The sequence below is a fragment of the Halodesulfovibrio spirochaetisodalis genome (assembly GCF_001672295.1).
Classification (GTDB): Bacteria; Desulfobacterota; Desulfovibrionia; order Desulfovibrionales; family Desulfovibrionaceae; genus Halodesulfovibrio; species Halodesulfovibrio spirochaetisodalis.
Window position 1 is genome coordinate 51,833 of record NZ_JXMS01000020.1, and the last position, 18,590, is coordinate 70,422.

The following is an 18,590-nucleotide window of genomic DNA, read 5'->3' on the forward strand; positions in this document are numbered from 1 at the left end:
ATCTCGTTTGCAGGGTGGCTATTCGCCTTTATCGAAGCCCCAGGCAGACCGCAGAGAGCTGAATATCTCCCGAACACGGGATTCATCCATCCCCAGCAGTTCCAGCGATTCTTCTACAGTGTCAGTCTCACGACAAACAAGACAGCCTTGTGCCGTGAACATAGTCAGTTCCTTGCCGCGTACCCAAAACGGGTACACCAGGCAGAACCACGGGCGAGCTTCCCTTGGAAGCTGGCACCCCTGCTCTGTCAGATACACACAATATCCCTTTTCGTTGGATTGCAGAACCCTGTGAGTCTCGTTTGCAGGGAATTGTGTATCGATTTTGTTTATATCATGCGGGAAAAGTCGTTTTAGTGTCTTGATAAATTCTGGTGTGTTAGGAAGCACATTTGCACCATCGACATCAGGCGCAGCTACCTTAATTTTCTCCCATTCTGAATCAGCAAGAGGAAAACAGAATTCAACATTTTGCGGATCTGCATGACAACAGGTTTTATTTTTTTCCGCACAACGTTCACAAACAGAAGGATCAACTTTATTGGAAGAAAATGAACACATTAGTAACTACCATTCTCTGGCTTAGGCCAATTTCCGTTATAATTTTTTGCAATGGCTATATAATATTTCGGCCCATACCCGTTCGTATGTGTCGTCTGATACTCCATTACCTCAACAGATTCAAACAGTGTCTTGAGGCGTTCCAGATCAACCGGCTTATGACGGACAAAAATAGCGTCCCACCCTTTTTTGGCTTCAGGGGTTTCCCATAAGTCATACTGGGTCTTACGACGTCCCCAGTCCACACAGTATGCCTGTGGCTGACCCGGGGCATAGAATGCAAGGTTGGCAGTCACACCGTAGCGGTCAGAAAAATAAAATACTTTATCAGGATTCGGCATTTCAGCGGTAAGTTCCTGAAGTTTTTCAGACATGTCACTCCACCCCATTAACCGCATTGCAGGGTTAATAGAACGAGAACGGAACGGTAACTGTCCCATTGAGTGCATGATAAGGAACAGCACAATGCCGATAATAACACCTGTCTTACGAAGTGGAATTCGCTTACTACGGATTACCAGCGCTGTTTTACCCCACACGTGCCCTTTTTCAGCAGCAAGAGCAGCCAGCATGATACCGGCGGCATAACTCATTGCAGACCAGTTCGGGTAAATGCGGGTATGGAAGCTCCAGAAAATAAAAAAGCCCCAAAGCATCCAAAATCCGACGCTGAGCAATAATGCCTGACGTACTTCATCATCATTGCCGAGTTCTTCAGCACCTTTTTTCGTCCATCCCTGCTTGAGGGCTGTCCATCCACCAAAGATGAGGAATGCAAACCACCAAGGGGTCAGCAATCCAACCTGCGAACCAAAGTACTCAGGGAAACGATCAATGCGGAAAAATGGTTTAGCTGTGGCAGACTTGTTTACTCCGGCAAGCTTGGCAACATGGCGGAAACCGACCCAGTCGTTCTGCATATTCCAGATAAGAATAGGCATAAAACCGAAGAAGGTACCAACAGCCATAGCCATGCAGATACGCTTAACAAAGACTTTGCTGAGCATCTTTCTGCGCCACAAGCCGATACAGTAGAAAAAGACAACGCCTAGCATGGCGAGCATCATATATTTTGCAAGAATACCCAGCGCCATTGAGGCAGCCAGTACAATGTACGGCAGCTTACGTTCCGGATTAATGCTTGCTGCATATAACGCAAACAGCGCAGTTACCCAGCATACCAGCAGTGGGCTGTCCGTAGTCATCAAAATGCCGGACGCAAGGAACAGTGGAATGGTATTAGCTAAAATAACAGCCCATAATGCTGCTACCGGACGCTTCATCAAGTGCCCCATACCATAAAGCAAAATAGACTGGGTTAACAATGAGTTGAATACTGCGCCAATACGCACACCAAACTGTGTATTTCCAAAAATGGATGTCCAGAACTTAATAGTCCAGGCAATTAGAGGCCCTTTAGAATAGTAAGAGAACTGCATATGACGCGTCCAATCCCAATACTGGGCTTCGTCGTATACAAGATCAAGCTGATTGGTCCATAAAAAAGCGATACGGACAAGAGTTGTACAGATAATAATCGAGGCTGCGATCAAATATGGATGACGCTGCCAGATAGCCGTGTTATTCAAAATAGACCTCTCTAAACAATATACAATGATTACGCGTGGTCATACTTGTCATGTTTGCTGCAAGCACAAAAAAACGCGTAGTATAATCCTTATACGGTAAAGGCTCCCTAATTCATACCAGTTATGGCTAATTGTCAACTCCGGTAATTTTTCTATAACCTATTGCCTTACTGATAAATTTGCTCGACGCGCAAAGCTGTAAATTTTTTTTAATAAGGCTCACCCGCCAATGCAGCATCTCTCTTAGCTATACAAGGAAAAACGTGGTAACATGCTACACTGTATACCATTTTTACACTGTATCTGTTTGCAACCCCATATCCTGAAGATTCCCGTGAGACACCATCTGGAGGCTGTATGGCGGAGCGTTACCACCAAAAAGTACTTTTTTTTACTGCATGCATCGTATGTGCGTTCATACTCGCCGCCTGTTCAGGTAACGGCAACCAGCAACAAGGCGTTATACCGGACGTGGATGTGGTTTCAGTGCCTCAAAAGCCCGTTGCCAACACATGGACAGCTGTCGGGCGCGTGGACTCCAAGGATATTGTTCAAATTCAATCTCGCGTTGAAGGCTTTCTGATAGAAAAAGATTTCATTGAAGGGGACATTGTTAAGAAAGATCAAGTTCTCTTTAAAATTGATCCCAAGCCGTTTCAGGCTGACTTGATGCTGGCAAAAGCCAATGTGGAAAAAGCACAGGCAGCACTTATTGAAGCCAAACAAAACCTGCAACGCGGCGCTCAATTGTATGCTGGCAAAAACATCAGTAAATCAGAACTGGATGCCTACACGAGCACAGAACGACAAGCAGCAGCAGAGGTTGATGCCGCCAAAGCTCAAGCGTATTCTGCCGCCATTAACCTCGGATATACAACAATTTCTGCGCCTTTTGCCGGCCGTATTGGTAAGACAATCTATTCTGTAGGCAACCTTATCTCACCAGCTAGCGGCACACTTGCTACAATCTATTCAATCGACCCTATCTATGTGTATTTTACAATAGATGAGAAAGATGTTGTCACATACCGGCAAAAATGGGGTTACAATAAAACTCCAAGTCTCAAGTACTCGCTAGTTCTTCCAAACGGGATAGACTACCCCCTTAACGGAACACTGGATTTTGCTCAGCCGTTTATTGATAAAGATACAGGTACAATCGATCTGCGCTGCGTATTCCCGAACCCTGACAACCTATTACTTTCAGGGATGTATACAACTGTTATTGTGCAGGATGCAGAAAAAAAAGTTATGCCGCTTGTACCACAGGCAAGTGTCCAACAAAACCAGTCCGGTTATACCGTGGTCGTGGTGGACAAAAACAATGTTGCAGTTTCCCGTAAAGTACAACTCGGAGCACGGCTTGACGCCATGTGGGTTGTTATCGACGGTCTGAAGGCCGGCGAACACGTTATTGTTGAAGGACTGCAAAAAGTTGAACTAGGAAAACAGGTTAAACCCAATATTGTTACAGTAGATCCTAAAACCGGCGTTATCATCAAACGCCCTGTAAATGGAAACAACGCCTCCGGTACCAAAAAATCAGGCGCTACACCCCCTAAAAAAACTCCAGTTAAAAAGCCTTCTTCAACCTCTTCCGGTAGCGGGAGCTAGGCATGACGATAAGCCATTTCTTTATCGACAGGCCTAAGTTCGCCATCGTCATATCCATTGTTATCACGCTGGTGGGGTCACTGGCGTTACTTACACTTCCTGTTGCTCAGTATCCGGACATCACACCACCGATTGTTACAGTTACTGCAACATATCCGGGCGCAAGTCCTGAAATCCTCGAACGTACTGTTATCAAACCGCTTGAAGACAATATTAACGGTGTTGATGACATGATCTACATTTCGTCTTCTGCCGACACCACGGGTACGGCCAAAACCTCCATTACCTTTCTTCCAAATGCCGACCCTGATATTGCTCAGGTTAACGTACAAAACCGCGTTTCACAGGCAGAACCAAACCTCCCTGAACAGGTCAGACGACTCGGGGTAAAGGTAAATAAAGAATCAACAACCATGTTGCTCGGAGTCAGTCTGATATCGCCGGACAACAGCTACAGTTCCTTATATTTAAACAACTACGCCAAACAATTTGTTGTTGACCCGTTGAAGCGAATCAAAGGGGTTTCCAACGTTCAAATATTCGGTTCACCGTATTCCATGCGCATCTGGCTTGATCCTAAGCTCATGGAATCGTACAGAATGACCACGTCTGATGTTCAGGACGCCTTGCAGCAGCAGAACATTATTGTTGCCGCAGGCAGCATAGGCGGAGGCCCGAACGTTCCTCAGCAGCAGTTCCGTTACACCGTTCAGGCTCAAGGACGCCTCATTACTGTTGAAGAATTCAACAACATCATTTTGCGCACCTCCCCCAACGGAGCCATTGTGCGCGTTAAGGATATTGGTCGGGCAGAGCTTGGTGAACAGTCATACGACTCCTCGGCAAAACTGGATAACAAGCCGCAATCATTTGTGGTTGTCTACCAGAACACAGACGGCAACGCACTGGACATTGCCCAAAATGTCTACAAACAAATGGAGATACTCTCCAAACAGTTTCCTAGGGGTGTTGAATACCTCATTCCGTATGACACAACTGTCTTCATTAAGCGCTCTATCGATGAAGTCGTTATCACTCTGCTGCAAGCAGTGGGACTTGTTATTCTTGTCGTATTCCTTTTTCTGCAAAATGTGCGTGCTACCTTTATTCCTACGGTTGCCATTCCGGTATCACTCATCGGCACCTTTGCGGTCATGCAGGCACTGGGCTATTCAATCAATACTATCTCGCTGTTCGGACTGGTTCTCGCCATCGGGGTTGTTGTCGATGATGCCATTGTCGTTATTGAAAACGTAGAACGCCACATTACCGAGACGAAACTACCGCCCCGTGAAGCAGCACGAAGAGCCATGTCCGAAGTGACCAGTCCGGTCATTGCAACCACGTTGGTGCTACTGGCAGTATTTGTACCGGTCATGTTCATGCCGGGGATTACTGGCGGATTATACAGGCAATTTGCGGTCACCATTTCCGTTTCTGTTCTCATTTCGTCCGTTAACGCACTTACCCTCAGCCCTGCCTTATGCTCACTGCTTCTTAAAGAAGGACATATAGAACCCATACGATTTCTGCGCCCTATCGACAAAGCAATCAAATGGTCCACTAAAAAATATGGTGCGATTGTTACAACCATTTTGCGTCGAGGATTTCTGGTCGCTGCCGCAATCCTCATAATCTTTGGATCAACCGGATATCTCTATCAAAAAACTCCTACAGGATTTATTCCTAACGAAGATCAGGGCTTCTTTTTTGTAGATGTGCAATTGCCGGAAGCCGCATCGCTGAACAGAACCATGCGAGTCCTGCAGGAAGTCACGAACATTACCAAAGAGGTTCCCGGTGTTGAACGTGTTATCACAGTCGGTGGCAACAGCTTTCTTTCCGGCAACCTGTCCAACACCGGCATGGTGATTGCCATGCTCACAGATTGGGATAAGCGACCGGATGGAAGAAACCTGCGTCAAATTATGGCGGAAGCAAACATGCATTACCGCCTGTTCCCTGATGCAGCTCTGCGGCCTTTTGAGATGCCTGCCATTCCGGGAATTGGTACAACTAACGGGTTTGCTTACCAGTTGCAGGATACATTAAGCCGTCCGCCGGAAGCTATCGCCAAAGTTGCGTACGGCCTTGCCCGCGAAGCAACTATGGATCCTTCCATCCAGTTTGCTTTTACAACATTCCGCACTGATGTTCCGCAATATTTCCTTGAGGTAGACAGAAACAAAGCAATGGTTCTCGGCATATCACTCGGGGATATTTACGCCACACTTCAGGCGCAATTCGGCTCACTGTATGTGAACGACTTTGTCCGGCAAGGACAAATTTATCAGGTAAATATTCAGGCAGATGCGAAATATCGAGCAAATCCGGAAGACTTCAGATTATTCTATGTACGAAACGGTAAAGGAGACATGGTTCCCATCACTTCCGTTGCCACTATCACCCCTATTCTGGGGCCAGCACAGGTGTTCCACTATAACCTGTATAGTACTGTAGCCATTAACGGTAACGCAGCGCCCGGCTACAGCTCCGGCGATGCCATTGGAACCATGGAACGCCTTTCCGAAAAACTACCGCCAGGTTATACATTCGAATGGACAGCTCTGTCTTTGCAGGAAATCGAAGCCGGTAACCTTGCACCACTAATCTTCCTGCTCTCTTTTACCTTTGTGTACCTTTTTCTGGTTGCTCAATACGAAAGCTGGATAATGCCCATTGCCATTGTGGGGGCAGTTCCACTGGCTATTTTTGGTGCTATTGGCGGAACACATTACTGGGCACCGATATTTCAGTTAAACAATAATATTTATGCACAGGTCGGGGTAATTTTACTCATTGGCATGGCAGCAAAAACGTCCATCCTCATTGTAGAATTCTCAATGGATCTATATAAAGAAGGAAAAAGTGCCCGTGATGCTGCGATTACTGCAGCAAAAATACGGTTCCGTGCAGTACTCATGACAGCATTCTCTTTTGTGCTTGGCGTTTCGCCTCTTGTTGTTGCCACGGGGCCGGGCTCTGCAAGCCGCCATTCTCTGGGCATTGCTGTTATGTGCGGAATGCTTACGGCAACCATTTTTGCACCGTTGCTTGTTCCGGGATTCTATTTCTACCTCCAAAAATGGCTTGAATTTTTCGCCAGAAAAACTGGGGGGAACAGCAGACCGACACCACCGGACTCTGCAACAGAATCAGCAGACACTGAAACCTCGCTCGAAACGTCGAAACAACCAGACTCTGCTCCTGAAAATGGGAGCTGATTATATCTTTTTGAGCAAAATTCCTTTTTTTTGTTGACGGCTACAGGTGTTCCATATAAACACCCTTTTCGCAGCGCGTCACTCACGCTCACGATACAGCACTATATGGCCTTGGACACAGCTAAGGTCGTTTATAGAAGCTCTTGTAGCTCAGTCGGCAGAGCGCATCCTTGGTAAGGATGAGGTCAGCAGTTCAATCCTGCTCAAGAGCTCCATATTTTAGAGGACAGTTTACTTTGTAAGCTGTCCTCTTTTTTATTCTCTTGCTTCTGCAAATACACGTTGAAGCTGTTCGGCAAACCATTTTTCAGCAGGCCGAAGAGGAAAATCTTTTTGCCACAGCAAATAGTAAGAGCTACTCTGCCCTTCGGATAACAGCGTGACAGGCAAAGGCACAATCTCCCCCCGGTCTCGCACCCGCTTTGTCTGCGACTCTGCTAGCCATGCCCAGCCGACGCCCTGCCGTACCAGCTCTCCAAGCATTCTGCTGTCATCACAAAACCAGATTTTGTCACTCATAACACCAGCAGCAGGCTCCCGCACTCCGCCACGGCTTGCTGTCACAAGCTGTGTATACTTCCACAAATCATCCCCTGTCACCACGGAAAGCTCAGCTAAGGGATGTCTGGATCCAGCCATGGGCCAAAAAACTTCACGCCCCAACTGCTCCCACGAACATTCTGCATCCATGAAACTTGAGGTCGAAACTGCAACCCCAAGATCAACCCGTCCTTTCTGAATAAATTCTGTGACTTCTCCAATAGCCGCCCAAAGCACCTCTGCCTGCACGTATGGAAATTCCTGAGCAAACGCTGCAAGTACTTTTGCAATCAATTCTACTGGCACAACCTCTTCCACAGCCAATCGAATTTTCATCTGTGGCTTTGCAATAATCTGCTCTGCAACATTACTAACAACTCTGCACTGGTAGAGCGCCGTTCTTGCTGCACTTAAAATGCGTTCACCCTCTTCCGTTAACGCCGGATATTTTCCTGAACGATCGAAAAGGGAAACTCCCAGATCAATTTCCAAATTTGCAACCGCAGTACTAATCCTGCTCTGTGCCTTTCCCAGGTAGCGTGCGGCTGCTGAAAATGAACCGTGTTCCACGGCAGCTACAAATGCTTCCAGCTGATCAATTGAAAACTGCATATATCCCCCTGTCTGAGTCAACCTCGATCTATCCGATTATCGGATAGTACCTGACTAGAAACACATCGCATCAAGATATATTAATGGATCAAAGAACACCAGCCGTCAAAAGCTACTCCGTTACGGCTAAAAATTTTATTTCAGGTAAGATTCTATGAACTCAGAAATGCGCACAACCAAAGATCGGTTGCGACATACCGTTTTATTCGAGCTGTTATTATTGACAATTTGTGTCCCCCTCATGACATATGCACTTGGCAAACCAGCGAAAGATGTTGGCCTCATGAGTATCTTTCTCAGCATGACGGGTGCCACATGGAACTTTTGCTACAATATCATATTTGACCATGTACTTATCCGGCTTGGCGTGCCGTTGTACCCGCGAAATAAGCCTCTGCGAATTATCCATTCTGTATTATTTGAACTCACATTGCTTACAGTGACTATTCCGGCTGTTATGTTCATGCTCAACTATACATTTATAGAAGCGTTCATGGTTGATATCAGTTTTGTCGTACTTGTCCCTGTTTATGCCTTCGCCTTCAACCTGCTTTACGACAGAGTATTCCCTCCACCTGTAAAGGAAATCTCGTAATTAGTTGCCTCTAAACGACTTTCCTTTGCTTGCTACATCTGCCATAATCCCATTACTGAAAAATACTGACAGGCACTAGTCTGCGGTATAAACAATGAGGATTTTATGGATACTGTCTACCCAAACAGCTACATTCGTAAAACCTGCTTCTTAAAGAAGGTTTAACTTTTTTCTGCTGATAAAAGAAAGACCGAACAATGTCCTTGTCCGGTCTTTTTCTGTTTCTTATCTAATTGCTAGCGCGTGCTCTTTACACGACAAAGGGAGCTGCTGAAGACACAGCAGCCCCCCGTCGATCCACTTTCCCTACATGTACGTAACGTGCCTAAATCATTAAGTAGATATCTAACGCCACAATCTACAAAATGGTCTAACAGGGGACAATACTTAAAGCATAGCATTGAGAAGCGTACAGCAGAATACAAACTGATGCTGGAGCAACAAGCCGTACGGCCATACTGACACACATACATAAATGGATCTAAAATACTAAGTTTTCTGCCAATGCAGATACCTGATTAAAAAGCAGTATACCTTAGAGATGTAGCAGAAGCACTAAAACTTCAAGATGTTATAGTGCACTTTCCTATACATCATAATATTGCTTTTAGCACCTCCCTAAAAAGGTAGGTGTGCAGCCTTTCATATCCAGCAATGGGAGACTGAGATGGATGATCAACTGCAAAGTATTTTAGAACATATTGTGACATCACACTCATCCGAACAGTTATGGGATATATTTGTTGAGTATGCTCACTCCAAGGGGGTTATCCAAGTCCATACCTGGTTTGGAAACACAAATGACAATTTAACGTTTATCTCTACAACACCTGACTGGTGGTTTGACTACTACATTGAAAAAAATTTCATAAAACATGACCATCTTGCACAACATGCATTAACAGGTCATGGCCCACTGCTTTTTGGGTATGATAAAGACAAAAGCAACCCATTACTTTGTAATGAAGCAAAGAAAATTATCAAATTAACAACGCTGAAATTTAATTATGGAAGCGGTATCACAATGCCTTCTTTCCATAACAATAAGCGTATAGGCGGGTTTAACCTGTGCTTCCCTGAAACAGTAACAGAATTAAATAACATTCCAACCACTCATATTTTAGAGTTACTTCTAGTAACATGTACTGTGCATGAACGGATGTACTCATTAACAGTCAAAAAAACACATACAAATTCTCTTACACCACGCCAGCAAGAGTGTCTGACAATGCTTGCGCGTGGACTGACTTCACACCAGATTGCGGAAAAACTTGGTATCAGTCATCACACAGTAAAAATGCATATTGACTCTGCGAAAGAACGGCTAAAGGCGAACACCCGTATTCAAGCTGTTGCAAAGGCGCTCACAGACGGGCTGATCAGCATTGCCTAGCCACAAACTTTCGACGCAAAAAAAGCCTGGATGAACCACCCAGGCTTTTTCACTCTTCTTATTGGTATGGGGCTACATTGTGTAAATCACGCGAACAGCCAAAGCCATAAGTACGATACCTGTCAACCTGTCCACGAGAACAGCGCGATCTTTAATGGCATCAAGTACTGCCGGACGTGTGAGCATGAAGCTGACAGCGGTATACCACAAGCCGTCTATCAAAACGGGGGTGGCAACCACTACAGCTCTACTTTCTGAGGCGTTGCTTGCAACAACAAATTGGCTGAATAACGCCAGAAAAAACAGAGCAAGCTTCGGATTAAGCATTGAAATCATGGCTCCGTCACGCGCTGACTCAAAAAGTGTACTCTGTTTACCCGCTGATAGTTTTGCGACAACTCCTCCCTTAGACTGGACAGCATTGAATCCAATCCAGAAAAGATACCCTGCCCCAAGGTAGGCAATAATCTTAAATATAAATGGATTATGTTGCAGAACAATTGCCAGTCCCAGAACAGAAGCTAACGCATACATTCCGACACCCAGCGCATGTGCCCATGCTGTAACAACTCCATTTTTCCAATTACCGCCAAGACAGTTTTTTGCCACAACAACAAGACTTGGCCCCGGCGACATTGCACCGAGAATGCAAATTACAACTAACGACATCCATACACTAAACGACATACTTTCTCCGATAACTCATCAGCTTGGTAGATTCTGCACACCAAACAACGCATACAGGTAGAGTATGCTCTATGTATTGAGATAAAATATTGCAAATGACAATTTGGAATTGTCAGTAGTCTTAATGCGAAATACACTGGTTCGACCAAATGATTGATAACGAATAATCCCATATAATTACTTATCATCAAGATGACTTTTTACAGGAATAAACAATGAAAATCCTCACATTACTTGGAAGTGGCAGACCAACAGGAAACACAGCTACAGCCTTACAATGGGCAGAAGAAGAACTGCGTATCATGGGACACGAAGTTGAACAAATCAACTTAGTCAGCAAAAATATCAAACCATGCCTCGGATGTGCTAACTGCAAGGAATCCGAGACATCCATCAACTGTATTCAACGTGATGATGCAGAAGAGATTTTGCAAAAAATGATTGATGCTGACATCACTGTTTTTGCATCTCCTACTTACTTCTGGGGCTATGCAGCACCGGTAAAAGCACTCATGGATCGCAGCTGGAGCCTCGTTACCAATTACAAAAAACCAAACCATGCTTCCTTACTTGAAGGAAAACGCCAAGGTGTATTGCTGACTGGTGGAAGTGAATTTAATAACAATGCAGAAGGATTAACTTTTGCCTTTAATAAACTGCAAGTTTTCTACAAAACTACAAACTGTGGCGAACTCTTTATTGAAAGGTGCACTATCGATAACAAGCGCCCTGCTGACGCAAAAGAACGTGCAATGACATTTGCAAAAAATCTTGTCGCGTAACATTTCAGTATTATATTTTGTAAAAAAAGTGCCTCTAGCCAAAAACTAGAGGCACTTTTTTATTCTACATAGCAATTCAGTACGATATGCAAAAGTCGAAAACAAAATGTGACTATTTTCACAACATTTTTTTACTTTTACCTCAAGTTACCGCAATATGTGTCGATCTAATACGTTAACTTGTTAGCAAATTCACAATACAAAATATTTTTCACATCGTACTACGATTATCCTATTACACTTCACTCGCTCAAGATACGACGCCCCGCGCCAATGCAAACGGCACATCACATTGTATTATACAGCGGCAAAAAGTGCACAAAAAACATACAACAGGGACGACTGTGATGGAGGTTATGCAATGAAACTGTTTTGGAAATTATCACTACCACAAATGATACTGGTACCGATACTCGGTATTATCAGTTACATTTTTATCAGTAACAGCTTTACAGCAATCCAACAGCATAACCTTGATTACATCATCAACGATACATTCGTTGCCATTGAGAAAAACATTGAACATGTCAGTGCCTCTGCGCAAGAAACAGCAGCACTGTTTGCTAACTCACCGGATATTAAAAAAGCCTATAAACTTGCGCATTCAGGAAACATTGATGACCCGAAGTCAAGCGAATCTGCTCAGGCACGTAACATGCTGCGTAAGGCGCTTGCTCCGCAGTTGAAAAGCTATAAAGCTAACACCGGTCAAAAACTCAAACTCCACTTCCACCTGCCAAACGGACGCAGTCTCGTCCGACTGTGGCGAAAAAAGCAGACAAAGGTAAACGGAAAGTGGATTGATATCTCGGATGATATTTCTTCATTCCGCCAGACAGTACTGGATGTAAACGGAAGCGGTGCCCCTGTTCGTGGTATCGAACTGGGACGCGGCGGTTTTGTTATGCGCGGACTCGTACCAGTCAAAGATGAAAACGGAAAAACTATTGGCTCTGCTGAAGTGCTCAAAAACTTTGCTTCTGTTTTCAATATCGCAAAGCAAAAAAATATCCCTATGATGCTGTTCATGGATCAAAAATATCTGAACATCACTACTCGTCTTAATAATTCGACTAAATACCCGCTGGTATACGACACTGTTCTTGTTAACCCGACAGAAAGCAATAAGCCGTTTGTCGGAAAAGTATCACAGGAATTTCTTCAAAAAGCCTCACAGGGCAGAGCGTACGAGCGTCTTGGCACCTACACACTTATCGGTGCGCCTGTGCTCGACTACCGCGGGCAGCACATCGGAACATTCATCGGCGCCATTGACTCCTCAAAAGCACTGAGTCTTGCCAACAAAGCAAATACATCTCTTCTGGCAGTACTTTTTGCAATTATGCTTCTTCCTGTTCTCGGGATGATCGTAGTTCTTAAAAAATATATTACGGCTCCACTTGGCAGCATTACAAGAACTATCCAGCTACTTGCAGAGAATAAGGCAGACCTTAAAGAACGTATTACCGTTAACCAGAAAGATGAAGTGGGCGACCTCACCATCTGGTTCAACAACCTCATGGAACGCCTCACAACCATGCTCAACGAGATGGAAGGCTTTAAAAACGTCCTGAACACGGTTCCTGACCCGATCTTTGCTGTTGATGAAGACTTTAACCTCCTCATTGCTAACAAAGCAGTCGAAGAAGCATCCACAGCCGATCGTAATGGCCTGATGTGCCTGCGCTGCCACGACGTATTCAATACTGAAGTCTGCAACACCAAGGAATGCCCTATCGAGCAGGTGAAGCAAACACAGAAACGTGTTGTTGCAGATATTATCTGTATCGAGGGTCCTGAAGGCCCGGTATACATCCAGCCTGTTGCTGACGTCCTGTACGATGCTGAAGGAAACCGTGCAGGCTACATTGAAGTTGCCCGTAACGTAACCGACCTTGTTATCTCCGAGCGTGCGGTTAACGAGCAGCTCTCCCGCATTGAAGGCGTACATGAAGGCACTAAAGACGCAGCACATGAACTGCTGGACTCTGTGACCTCCCTTGAATCCAAATTCTCTGAAGTTACCAGCGCAGTGGACACACAGCAGATGCGAATCCGCGAAACCTCCACTGCAATGGAACAAATGAACGTGGCAGTTATCGAAGTTGCGCAAAGTGCTTCACAGGCTGCTCAACAATCAGAAGCAACCCGTGTCCGTGCTCAGGAAGGTGCTGATATCGTGTCCAACGCGATCAACTCAATAACCAGCCTGCACAAACACGCTGACACAATGAATAGCGCTATGACCCAGCTCGGAGCACAGGCCGATGAAATCGGTGCCGTACTCGGTGTAATTTCAGATATCGCCGACCAGACAAACCTGCTTGCATTGAACGCAGCTATTGAAGCTGCACGCGCAGGGGAAGCTGGCAGAGGATTTGCCGTGGTTGCAGACGAAGTTCGTAAACTTGCTGAGAACACCATGAAGGCAACTCAGGAAGTGAACAACGCCATTGCAGCTATTCAGGGTCATGCAACTACATCTATTCAGACAACTCAAGAGACTATGAAACTGGTAGACACTGCTACTTCACTCGCAAACGAATCAGGTAACGCCCTTTCCGAAATCGTAGGTCTTGCGAATGATGCCGCCAGCCAGATTGGAACCATTGCCACCGCTGCGGAAGAACAGTCCTCGACTTCCGAGCATATGACTAAAACAATGGAAGACATTAACATCCTTGTTGGAAGCGTGACGACAGAAATGCAAGAGTCTGCTCAGAACGTAAAGGATCTCTCACAGCTGGCGCAACGTCTGGATACACTTTCCAGACAATAACGCTGTCTACCAACTCTCCCCCGCACTGCAATAGCAGTCAAATAGAGAAGCCCCGCACTACGCATGCGGGGCTTCCTGTATGTTAACACCCTGCGCGACCTAAATTAGCCACTAGCCGCTAACAAATTGCAGGGTTCGGACACAGCCGGTATTATCTGTGCATAAAATGCACTGAATATATCCGTCCCGGCCTGTGGTACGCATAACCGTACGACGTTACTCTCATTCTTGGTGGTCCTGTGTAGAGAACATGGATACGTTCAGGAGGCAGGTACGCTCCCTGAGGCAACATTCCTCTGTGATACGTCCCAAAGGTGCTGCTGACAGGTGCTACATGCCCTCCCCCCGGAATGGTGATTATCGTTGCAGAGGTGCTATCAATAACCATACTCCGGTGAGCAAAACTATAGGTAACTGCTGAAAAAATGAGTGCTGCGATAACAAACACGATAGCAATAATAGTCTCTTGTCGCATTTCAGCCTCCTCTGTTCAATCCCAACACAGCAACTGTACTCAATGGTATTACTTACCTAAATACAATGTACAACCTTATCGACATTCTATTTCTCTATGTATCACACTGTGATGCAATACCTGTTCGCACCACTGCTTCCACTGCAATACAGTTTCGGATTCCATTGTAACAAAGAACATCACAGGCTCAATGTAATTTCTGTGGTTTTCTTTTTCACTCAAAAAACCGTATGAAATACCAAAATCTTTTATTGTTATTTTTTTATTCCTCTACATAAAGAAACTGTTGCAGCAATCATCACACACTTTCTCAATGATATTGAGACAATAAAAGAAGGCGCTTTGTTGCATTACAAAGCGCCTTCTATATTCAGATACGTTTAATAACTACTTAGTAAAGACGGAATGTCCTCATTTCTCCCATCATCATACCACGTGCACAAGGATACTTCATGCATGGGTTAGGAGCACAAACCGGTGCCGGAGCCGGACAAGCAGGTTTCATGGTAGGACAAGCCGGCTTCATGGTTGGGCAAGGAGGAACTGGAACTGGCTCAGTTACAACCCTGACAAGTGGTCGTGCAGATGGACATGGTCTCATGCACGGAGAAGGACAAACCTTACGAATTACAATTTTCTTCATTGGCGGACAAGGTGGCGGTGTTACGCATGGATTACATGCTGACATCATTGTCCCCATTCTCATTTGACTGGCTGCAGGCTGAGCCCAAGTAATGCAAAGCATAAAGGCTACCGCAAAAATACAACCAGCTGCTACTGTCATCTTTTTCATATACCCTCCGAAAGTCAGAAGGCAGCTCTGCTGCCTGCTTTTGGTGTCTCATTTGTCCATTTTCAGACAACTCAATAAAACAACGAGAGGCGAATACGCTCAATGATTAACCAAAAACGGAAGGCAAAAAAAGCCTCTCAAAAAGAGGCGTTCAGGAAAAATCGACCAATTCGTCAGCGTACAAAAACAGCTGATTTATACATAAAAATTCGGGTGTCTCCCCGCCACAATTCTACAATACCTTCAAGCGTCTCTTCTACAAATTCTACAGAATCTAATCGCCCCACATAATCGTATCGCTGAGCAGTATACGAAGTGACAGTTACGTTCCTTTCCGCCAAATTTTCACCGCTCAAAGTTCTCAACGCTATAACAAGCCTGTCTCCCTTTTTCAGCATGGCAGTCACCACCGAAAAAATAACAGGCTCCTCGTCGTTCGCTGTCACTTCAGTTACCCCAGAAGCACAGAGCACATCGTTTATGGACTCAGGCAACATGTTGGAAAAACTGGTTACCAACAACCGTGGACTTGTATATTGCAGAACAGCACTGGATTCATCCTCCCACAGTGAAGCCCTGTCCTGCAAAACAAACTCCCCTTCTCCAGCTGATTCATCCTCAATATGCTGGTATGTTGTCCCCAAAAAAGGACATACTATCTGGCCATCCTTGCTCACCTGAAAATGTACATGCGCAAACTGGGTCTTTCCCGAAAGACCAACCTCCCCTAGCACACTGCCTGCAGCAACGATGTCTCCTTCATGCACACGAACTGACCCTTCCTTCATATGGCAGTACTGAGTATGCCATCCGTCTCCGTGGTCGATCAGAACACCGTTTCCACACTCCACACCCTTCAGATCACCGGATGAGGCTTGCCAGTACCTATCCGCCATGCCGTCCCGAGTACGCAAGACCTTGCCATCTGCGGCTGCAAGAACCTCTACTCCTTCAAGCATAGCTGCATAGGAGATACGAAAATCTGTCCCCTTATGCTTTTGAAAGCTTCTGGAGCCAGTCGCATAATCCTGCCCGCCTTGCTCAGGGCTTATGTCCACATAGTTCTGAATAAAACAGTAACCGCTCTGTGGAACTGCAAGAGGCGGCACAAAGGTAATTCCGCAGACTTCAGTACAAAACGCACATAGACCAAAAACAATACCCACGAATATACAAACTATTTTCATGAACACCTCAACAATTACAGGAACATGAAAACAGTACGTATTTTGTGTATATTCTGAGATGATATTTGCCTCAGTCAGCACACCTCACTAAAAATTATACAAAAAATAAAGGGCGCTCTGTTGCAACAGAGCGCCCTGAGAATTGTATACCTAGCTATGTAGTCTATTTTTCTGACGGCTTACCAAAGTAAATTGCCGCTGCACCGGTAACAGCCAAAATCAGGCAGTACCAGTTGCTTACAGCTACATCTACCGGAGAGACCTTTGCAAGTGACCCAGCCAGAAGCACCTGCGCTGCGTATGGAACAAGTCCTTGCACCACGCAGGAAAAAATATCCAGCAAGCTTGCGCTGCGCTTAGCGGAAATGCCGCTACGCTCAGCAATTTCTTTTGCCATACCGCCGGAAAGGATAATCGCAACAGTGTTGTTCGCAATACATCCGTCAGCAAGTGCAGCCAGTGCAGCAATACTGAACTCTCCAGCTTTTTTGCTTTCTTCGGTCTTACTGAAACGTTTCGCAATTTCACCAATCTTACGGACAAGCCATGTAAGGCCGCCATTATGGCGAATAAGTTCACCAAGACCACCAACAAGAATGGACAGGACGAGAATCTCGTGCATGCCCACAAAGCCGTTGTAAATATCTTTGCTGAATGTGAGCAGGGAGTAGTCAGCAATGGTTCCCAAGCCGACAGCACCGGCAAGGATAATACCTGTTGTCAGTACGATAAATACGTTTACTCCGGCTACAGCCAGACCAAGGATAGCAAGGTATGGAAGCACCTTAATGAACTGCCATGAACCAGCATCAGCTACTGCACCTGAAGAACCGGAAATAGCATACAGAATGATTGTAACCAGCGCGGCAGGCAACGCAATAAGCAGGTTCATACGGAACTTGTCGCGCATATCACAGCCCTGAGTACGGGTTGCTGCAATGGTTGTATCTGAAATCATGGAAAGGTTGTCACCGAACATCGCGCCACCGACAACTGCGCCCATGAGCAACGCAATGGACATATCAGAATGAGCAGAAACACCGGCAGCAATTGGGCCGATGGCTGCAATGGTTCCCATGGATGTACCCATTGCGGTTGCTACAAAAGCAGCAATCACAAACAGCCCCGGCAGCACGAGAGACGCAGGAACTAAGGAGAGCCCCATATTTACAGTAGCATCAACACCACCCACTGCCTTTGCAACAGCAGCAAATCCACCGGCAAGCAAGTAGATAACACACATGGTCATGATGTTAACGTCACCGGCACCTTTAAGGAAAATAGTGATTTTTTCTTCAAATGATTCTCTACCCATCCACAACGCAACCATGATTCCCGGAATCACAGCTACTGTTGCTGAAAGCTGGTAGAACGCCATGGAAACACCAGACATCATCAGAACAGAGCCTGTGCCGATAAAAAGCACCAGAAAAATTACAAGGGGGAGCAAAGCAATACCATTGCCCTGCTGAGCCTCTGCGGTGTGCGTCTTGTCTAACAAACTCATCTCTTTTTTCCTCATAACTACAGCAAGTTATCAATCTAACATCGTGTAATTTCTACAATAAATAATGGTAAATTGTGTTACCACTCAATTTTTGTGGCAACACTGTGATATGTGATGAGGTTGTCTTAGACAGAGTTTTGCAGCCTGTCCACTTACATAATTGTTAAAAATACCATTTTTCACATCATAACTATTTAAATTTAAAATTAATCCACTTAATTTAGATATAGTAAAATTATTTTTTCTGCTTAT

14 protein-coding genes and 1 tRNA gene are annotated in these 18,590 nt (G+C 45.3%); 8 read left to right on the plus strand and 7 right to left on the minus strand.

From position 1 onward, the window contains the following. Window positions 1–18 precede the first annotated feature (18 nt). Window positions 19–561 (minus strand): hypothetical protein, encoded by a 543-nt coding sequence (locus tag SP90_RS11485; protein ID WP_066856222.1) that lies wholly within the window; start codon window positions 559–561, stop codon window positions 19–21. Next, window positions 561–2,150 (minus strand): ArnT family glycosyltransferase, encoded by a 1,590-nt coding sequence (locus SP90_RS11490; protein ID WP_066856225.1) that lies wholly within the window; start codon window positions 2,148–2,150, stop codon window positions 561–563. The genes SP90_RS11485 and SP90_RS11490 overlap by 1 nt, the downstream gene beginning before the upstream one ends. 357 nt (window positions 2,151–2,507) lie before the next feature. On the opposite strand from SP90_RS11490, the gene SP90_RS11495 reads away from it, so the two are divergent. From SP90_RS11495 to SP90_RS11505, 3 genes are all read left to right on the plus strand, one after another. Beyond that, window positions 2,508–3,764, plus strand: coding sequence for an efflux RND transporter periplasmic adaptor subunit (locus SP90_RS11495; protein WP_066856228.1), 1,257 nt, complete (start codon window positions 2,508–2,510; stop codon window positions 3,762–3,764). A gap of 2 nt (window positions 3,765–3,766) precedes the next feature. Beyond that, entirely contained in the window at window positions 3,767–6,988 is a 3,222-nt protein-coding gene (locus tag SP90_RS11500) for an efflux RND transporter permease subunit (protein WP_082936416.1), read from the plus strand. Between the two features lie 139 nt (window positions 6,989–7,127). After that, window positions 7,128–7,203 (plus strand) — tRNA-Thr (locus SP90_RS11505). Between the two features lie 40 nt (window positions 7,204–7,243). Here the strand turns inward: SP90_RS11505 and SP90_RS11510 are convergent. Continuing rightward, window positions 7,244–8,140, minus strand: a complete 897-nt coding sequence (locus tag SP90_RS11510) for a LysR family transcriptional regulator (RefSeq protein ID WP_066856232.1) — start codon at window positions 8,138–8,140, stop codon at window positions 7,244–7,246. 154 nt (window positions 8,141–8,294) lie between these two features. On the opposite strand from SP90_RS11510, the gene SP90_RS11515 reads away from it, so the two are divergent. Both SP90_RS11515 and SP90_RS11520 read left to right on the plus strand, forming a co-directional pair. Further along, complete coding sequence (locus tag SP90_RS11515) at window positions 8,295–8,735, plus strand: PACE efflux transporter (protein WP_082936417.1); 441 nt, start codon at window positions 8,295–8,297, stop codon at window positions 8,733–8,735. Between the two features lie 667 nt (window positions 8,736–9,402). Next, on the plus strand, window positions 9,403–10,128 hold the full coding sequence (locus tag SP90_RS11520) for a helix-turn-helix transcriptional regulator (RefSeq protein ID WP_066856235.1): 726 nt from the start codon (window positions 9,403–9,405) through the stop codon (window positions 10,126–10,128). 72 nt (window positions 10,129–10,200) lie between these two features. Here SP90_RS11520 and SP90_RS11525 read toward each other — a convergent pair whose 3' ends face one another. Further along, a complete protein-coding gene (locus SP90_RS11525; protein WP_066856238.1) occupies window positions 10,201–10,815 on the minus strand; it encodes a LysE family translocator in 615 nt (204 codons plus the stop codon). 215 nt (window positions 10,816–11,030) lie between these two features. Here SP90_RS11525 and SP90_RS11530 point away from each other — a divergent pair, with 215 nt between their 5' ends. Both SP90_RS11530 and SP90_RS11535 read left to right on the plus strand, forming a co-directional pair. Continuing rightward, complete coding sequence (locus SP90_RS11530; protein ID WP_066856241.1) at window positions 11,031–11,597, plus strand: flavodoxin family protein; 567 nt, start codon at window positions 11,031–11,033, stop codon at window positions 11,595–11,597. 361 nt (window positions 11,598–11,958) lie between these two features. Continuing rightward, a complete protein-coding gene (locus SP90_RS11535; RefSeq protein WP_066856244.1) occupies window positions 11,959–14,376 on the plus strand; it encodes a methyl-accepting chemotaxis protein in 2,418 nt (805 codons plus the stop codon). Window positions 14,377–14,527: 151 nt separating this feature from the next. Here the strand turns inward: SP90_RS11535 and SP90_RS11540 are convergent, their stop codons facing one another. Further along, complete coding sequence (locus tag SP90_RS11540) at window positions 14,528–14,851, minus strand: hypothetical protein (RefSeq protein WP_066856248.1); 324 nt, start codon at window positions 14,849–14,851, stop codon at window positions 14,528–14,530. Between the two features lie 452 nt (window positions 14,852–15,303). Here SP90_RS11540 and SP90_RS11545 point away from each other — a divergent pair, with 452 nt between their 5' ends. After that, window positions 15,304–15,561: a hypothetical protein gene (locus SP90_RS11545; RefSeq protein WP_066856254.1), complete on the plus strand. Its 258-nt coding sequence runs from the start codon at window positions 15,304–15,306 to the stop codon at window positions 15,559–15,561. Between the two features lie 256 nt (window positions 15,562–15,817). Here SP90_RS11545 and SP90_RS11550 read toward each other — a convergent pair whose 3' ends face one another. Further along, on the minus strand, window positions 15,818–16,831 hold the full coding sequence (locus SP90_RS11550) for a M23 family metallopeptidase (RefSeq protein WP_157471265.1): 1,014 nt from the start codon (window positions 16,829–16,831) through the stop codon (window positions 15,818–15,820). Window positions 16,832–16,994: 163 nt separating this feature from the next. Beyond that, on the minus strand, window positions 16,995–18,338 hold the full coding sequence (locus SP90_RS11555) for a Na+/H+ antiporter NhaC family protein (RefSeq protein WP_066856260.1): 1,344 nt from the start codon (window positions 18,336–18,338) through the stop codon (window positions 16,995–16,997). Between the last annotated feature and the right edge of the window lie 252 nt (window positions 18,339–18,590).

Coding starts and splice junctions, on each gene's coding strand:
- SP90_RS11485 (WP_066856222.1), bottom strand. CDS start 561: ATGTGTTCATTTTCTTCCAATAAAGTTGATCCTTCTGTTTGTGAACGT.
- SP90_RS11495 (WP_066856228.1), top strand. CDS start 2,508: ATGGCGGAGCGTTACCACCAAAAAGTACTTTTTTTTACTGCATGCATC.
- SP90_RS11500 (WP_082936416.1), top strand. CDS start 3,767: ATGACGATAAGCCATTTCTTTATCGACAGGCCTAAGTTCGCCATCGTC.
- SP90_RS11510 (WP_066856232.1), bottom strand. CDS start 8,140: ATGCAGTTTTCAATTGATCAGCTGGAAGCATTTGTAGCTGCCGTGGAA.
- SP90_RS11515 (WP_082936417.1), top strand. CDS start 8,295: ATGAACTCAGAAATGCGCACAACCAAAGATCGGTTGCGACATACCGTT.
- SP90_RS11520 (WP_066856235.1), top strand. CDS start 9,403: ATGGATGATCAACTGCAAAGTATTTTAGAACATATTGTGACATCACAC.
- SP90_RS11525 (WP_066856238.1), bottom strand. CDS start 10,815: ATGTCGTTTAGTGTATGGATGTCGTTAGTTGTAATTTGCATTCTCGGT.
- SP90_RS11530 (WP_066856241.1), top strand. CDS start 11,031: ATGAAAATCCTCACATTACTTGGAAGTGGCAGACCAACAGGAAACACA.
- SP90_RS11535 (WP_066856244.1), top strand. CDS start 11,959: ATGAAACTGTTTTGGAAATTATCACTACCACAAATGATACTGGTACCG.
- SP90_RS11540 (WP_066856248.1), bottom strand. CDS start 14,851: ATGCGACAAGAGACTATTATTGCTATCGTGTTTGTTATCGCAGCACTC.
- SP90_RS11545 (WP_066856254.1), top strand. CDS start 15,304: ATGCATGGGTTAGGAGCACAAACCGGTGCCGGAGCCGGACAAGCAGGT.
- SP90_RS11550 (WP_157471265.1), bottom strand. CDS start 16,831: ATGAAAATAGTTTGTATATTCGTGGGTATTGTTTTTGGTCTATGTGCG.
- SP90_RS11555 (WP_066856260.1), bottom strand. CDS start 18,338: ATGAGTTTGTTAGACAAGACGCACACCGCAGAGGCTCAGCAGGGCAAT.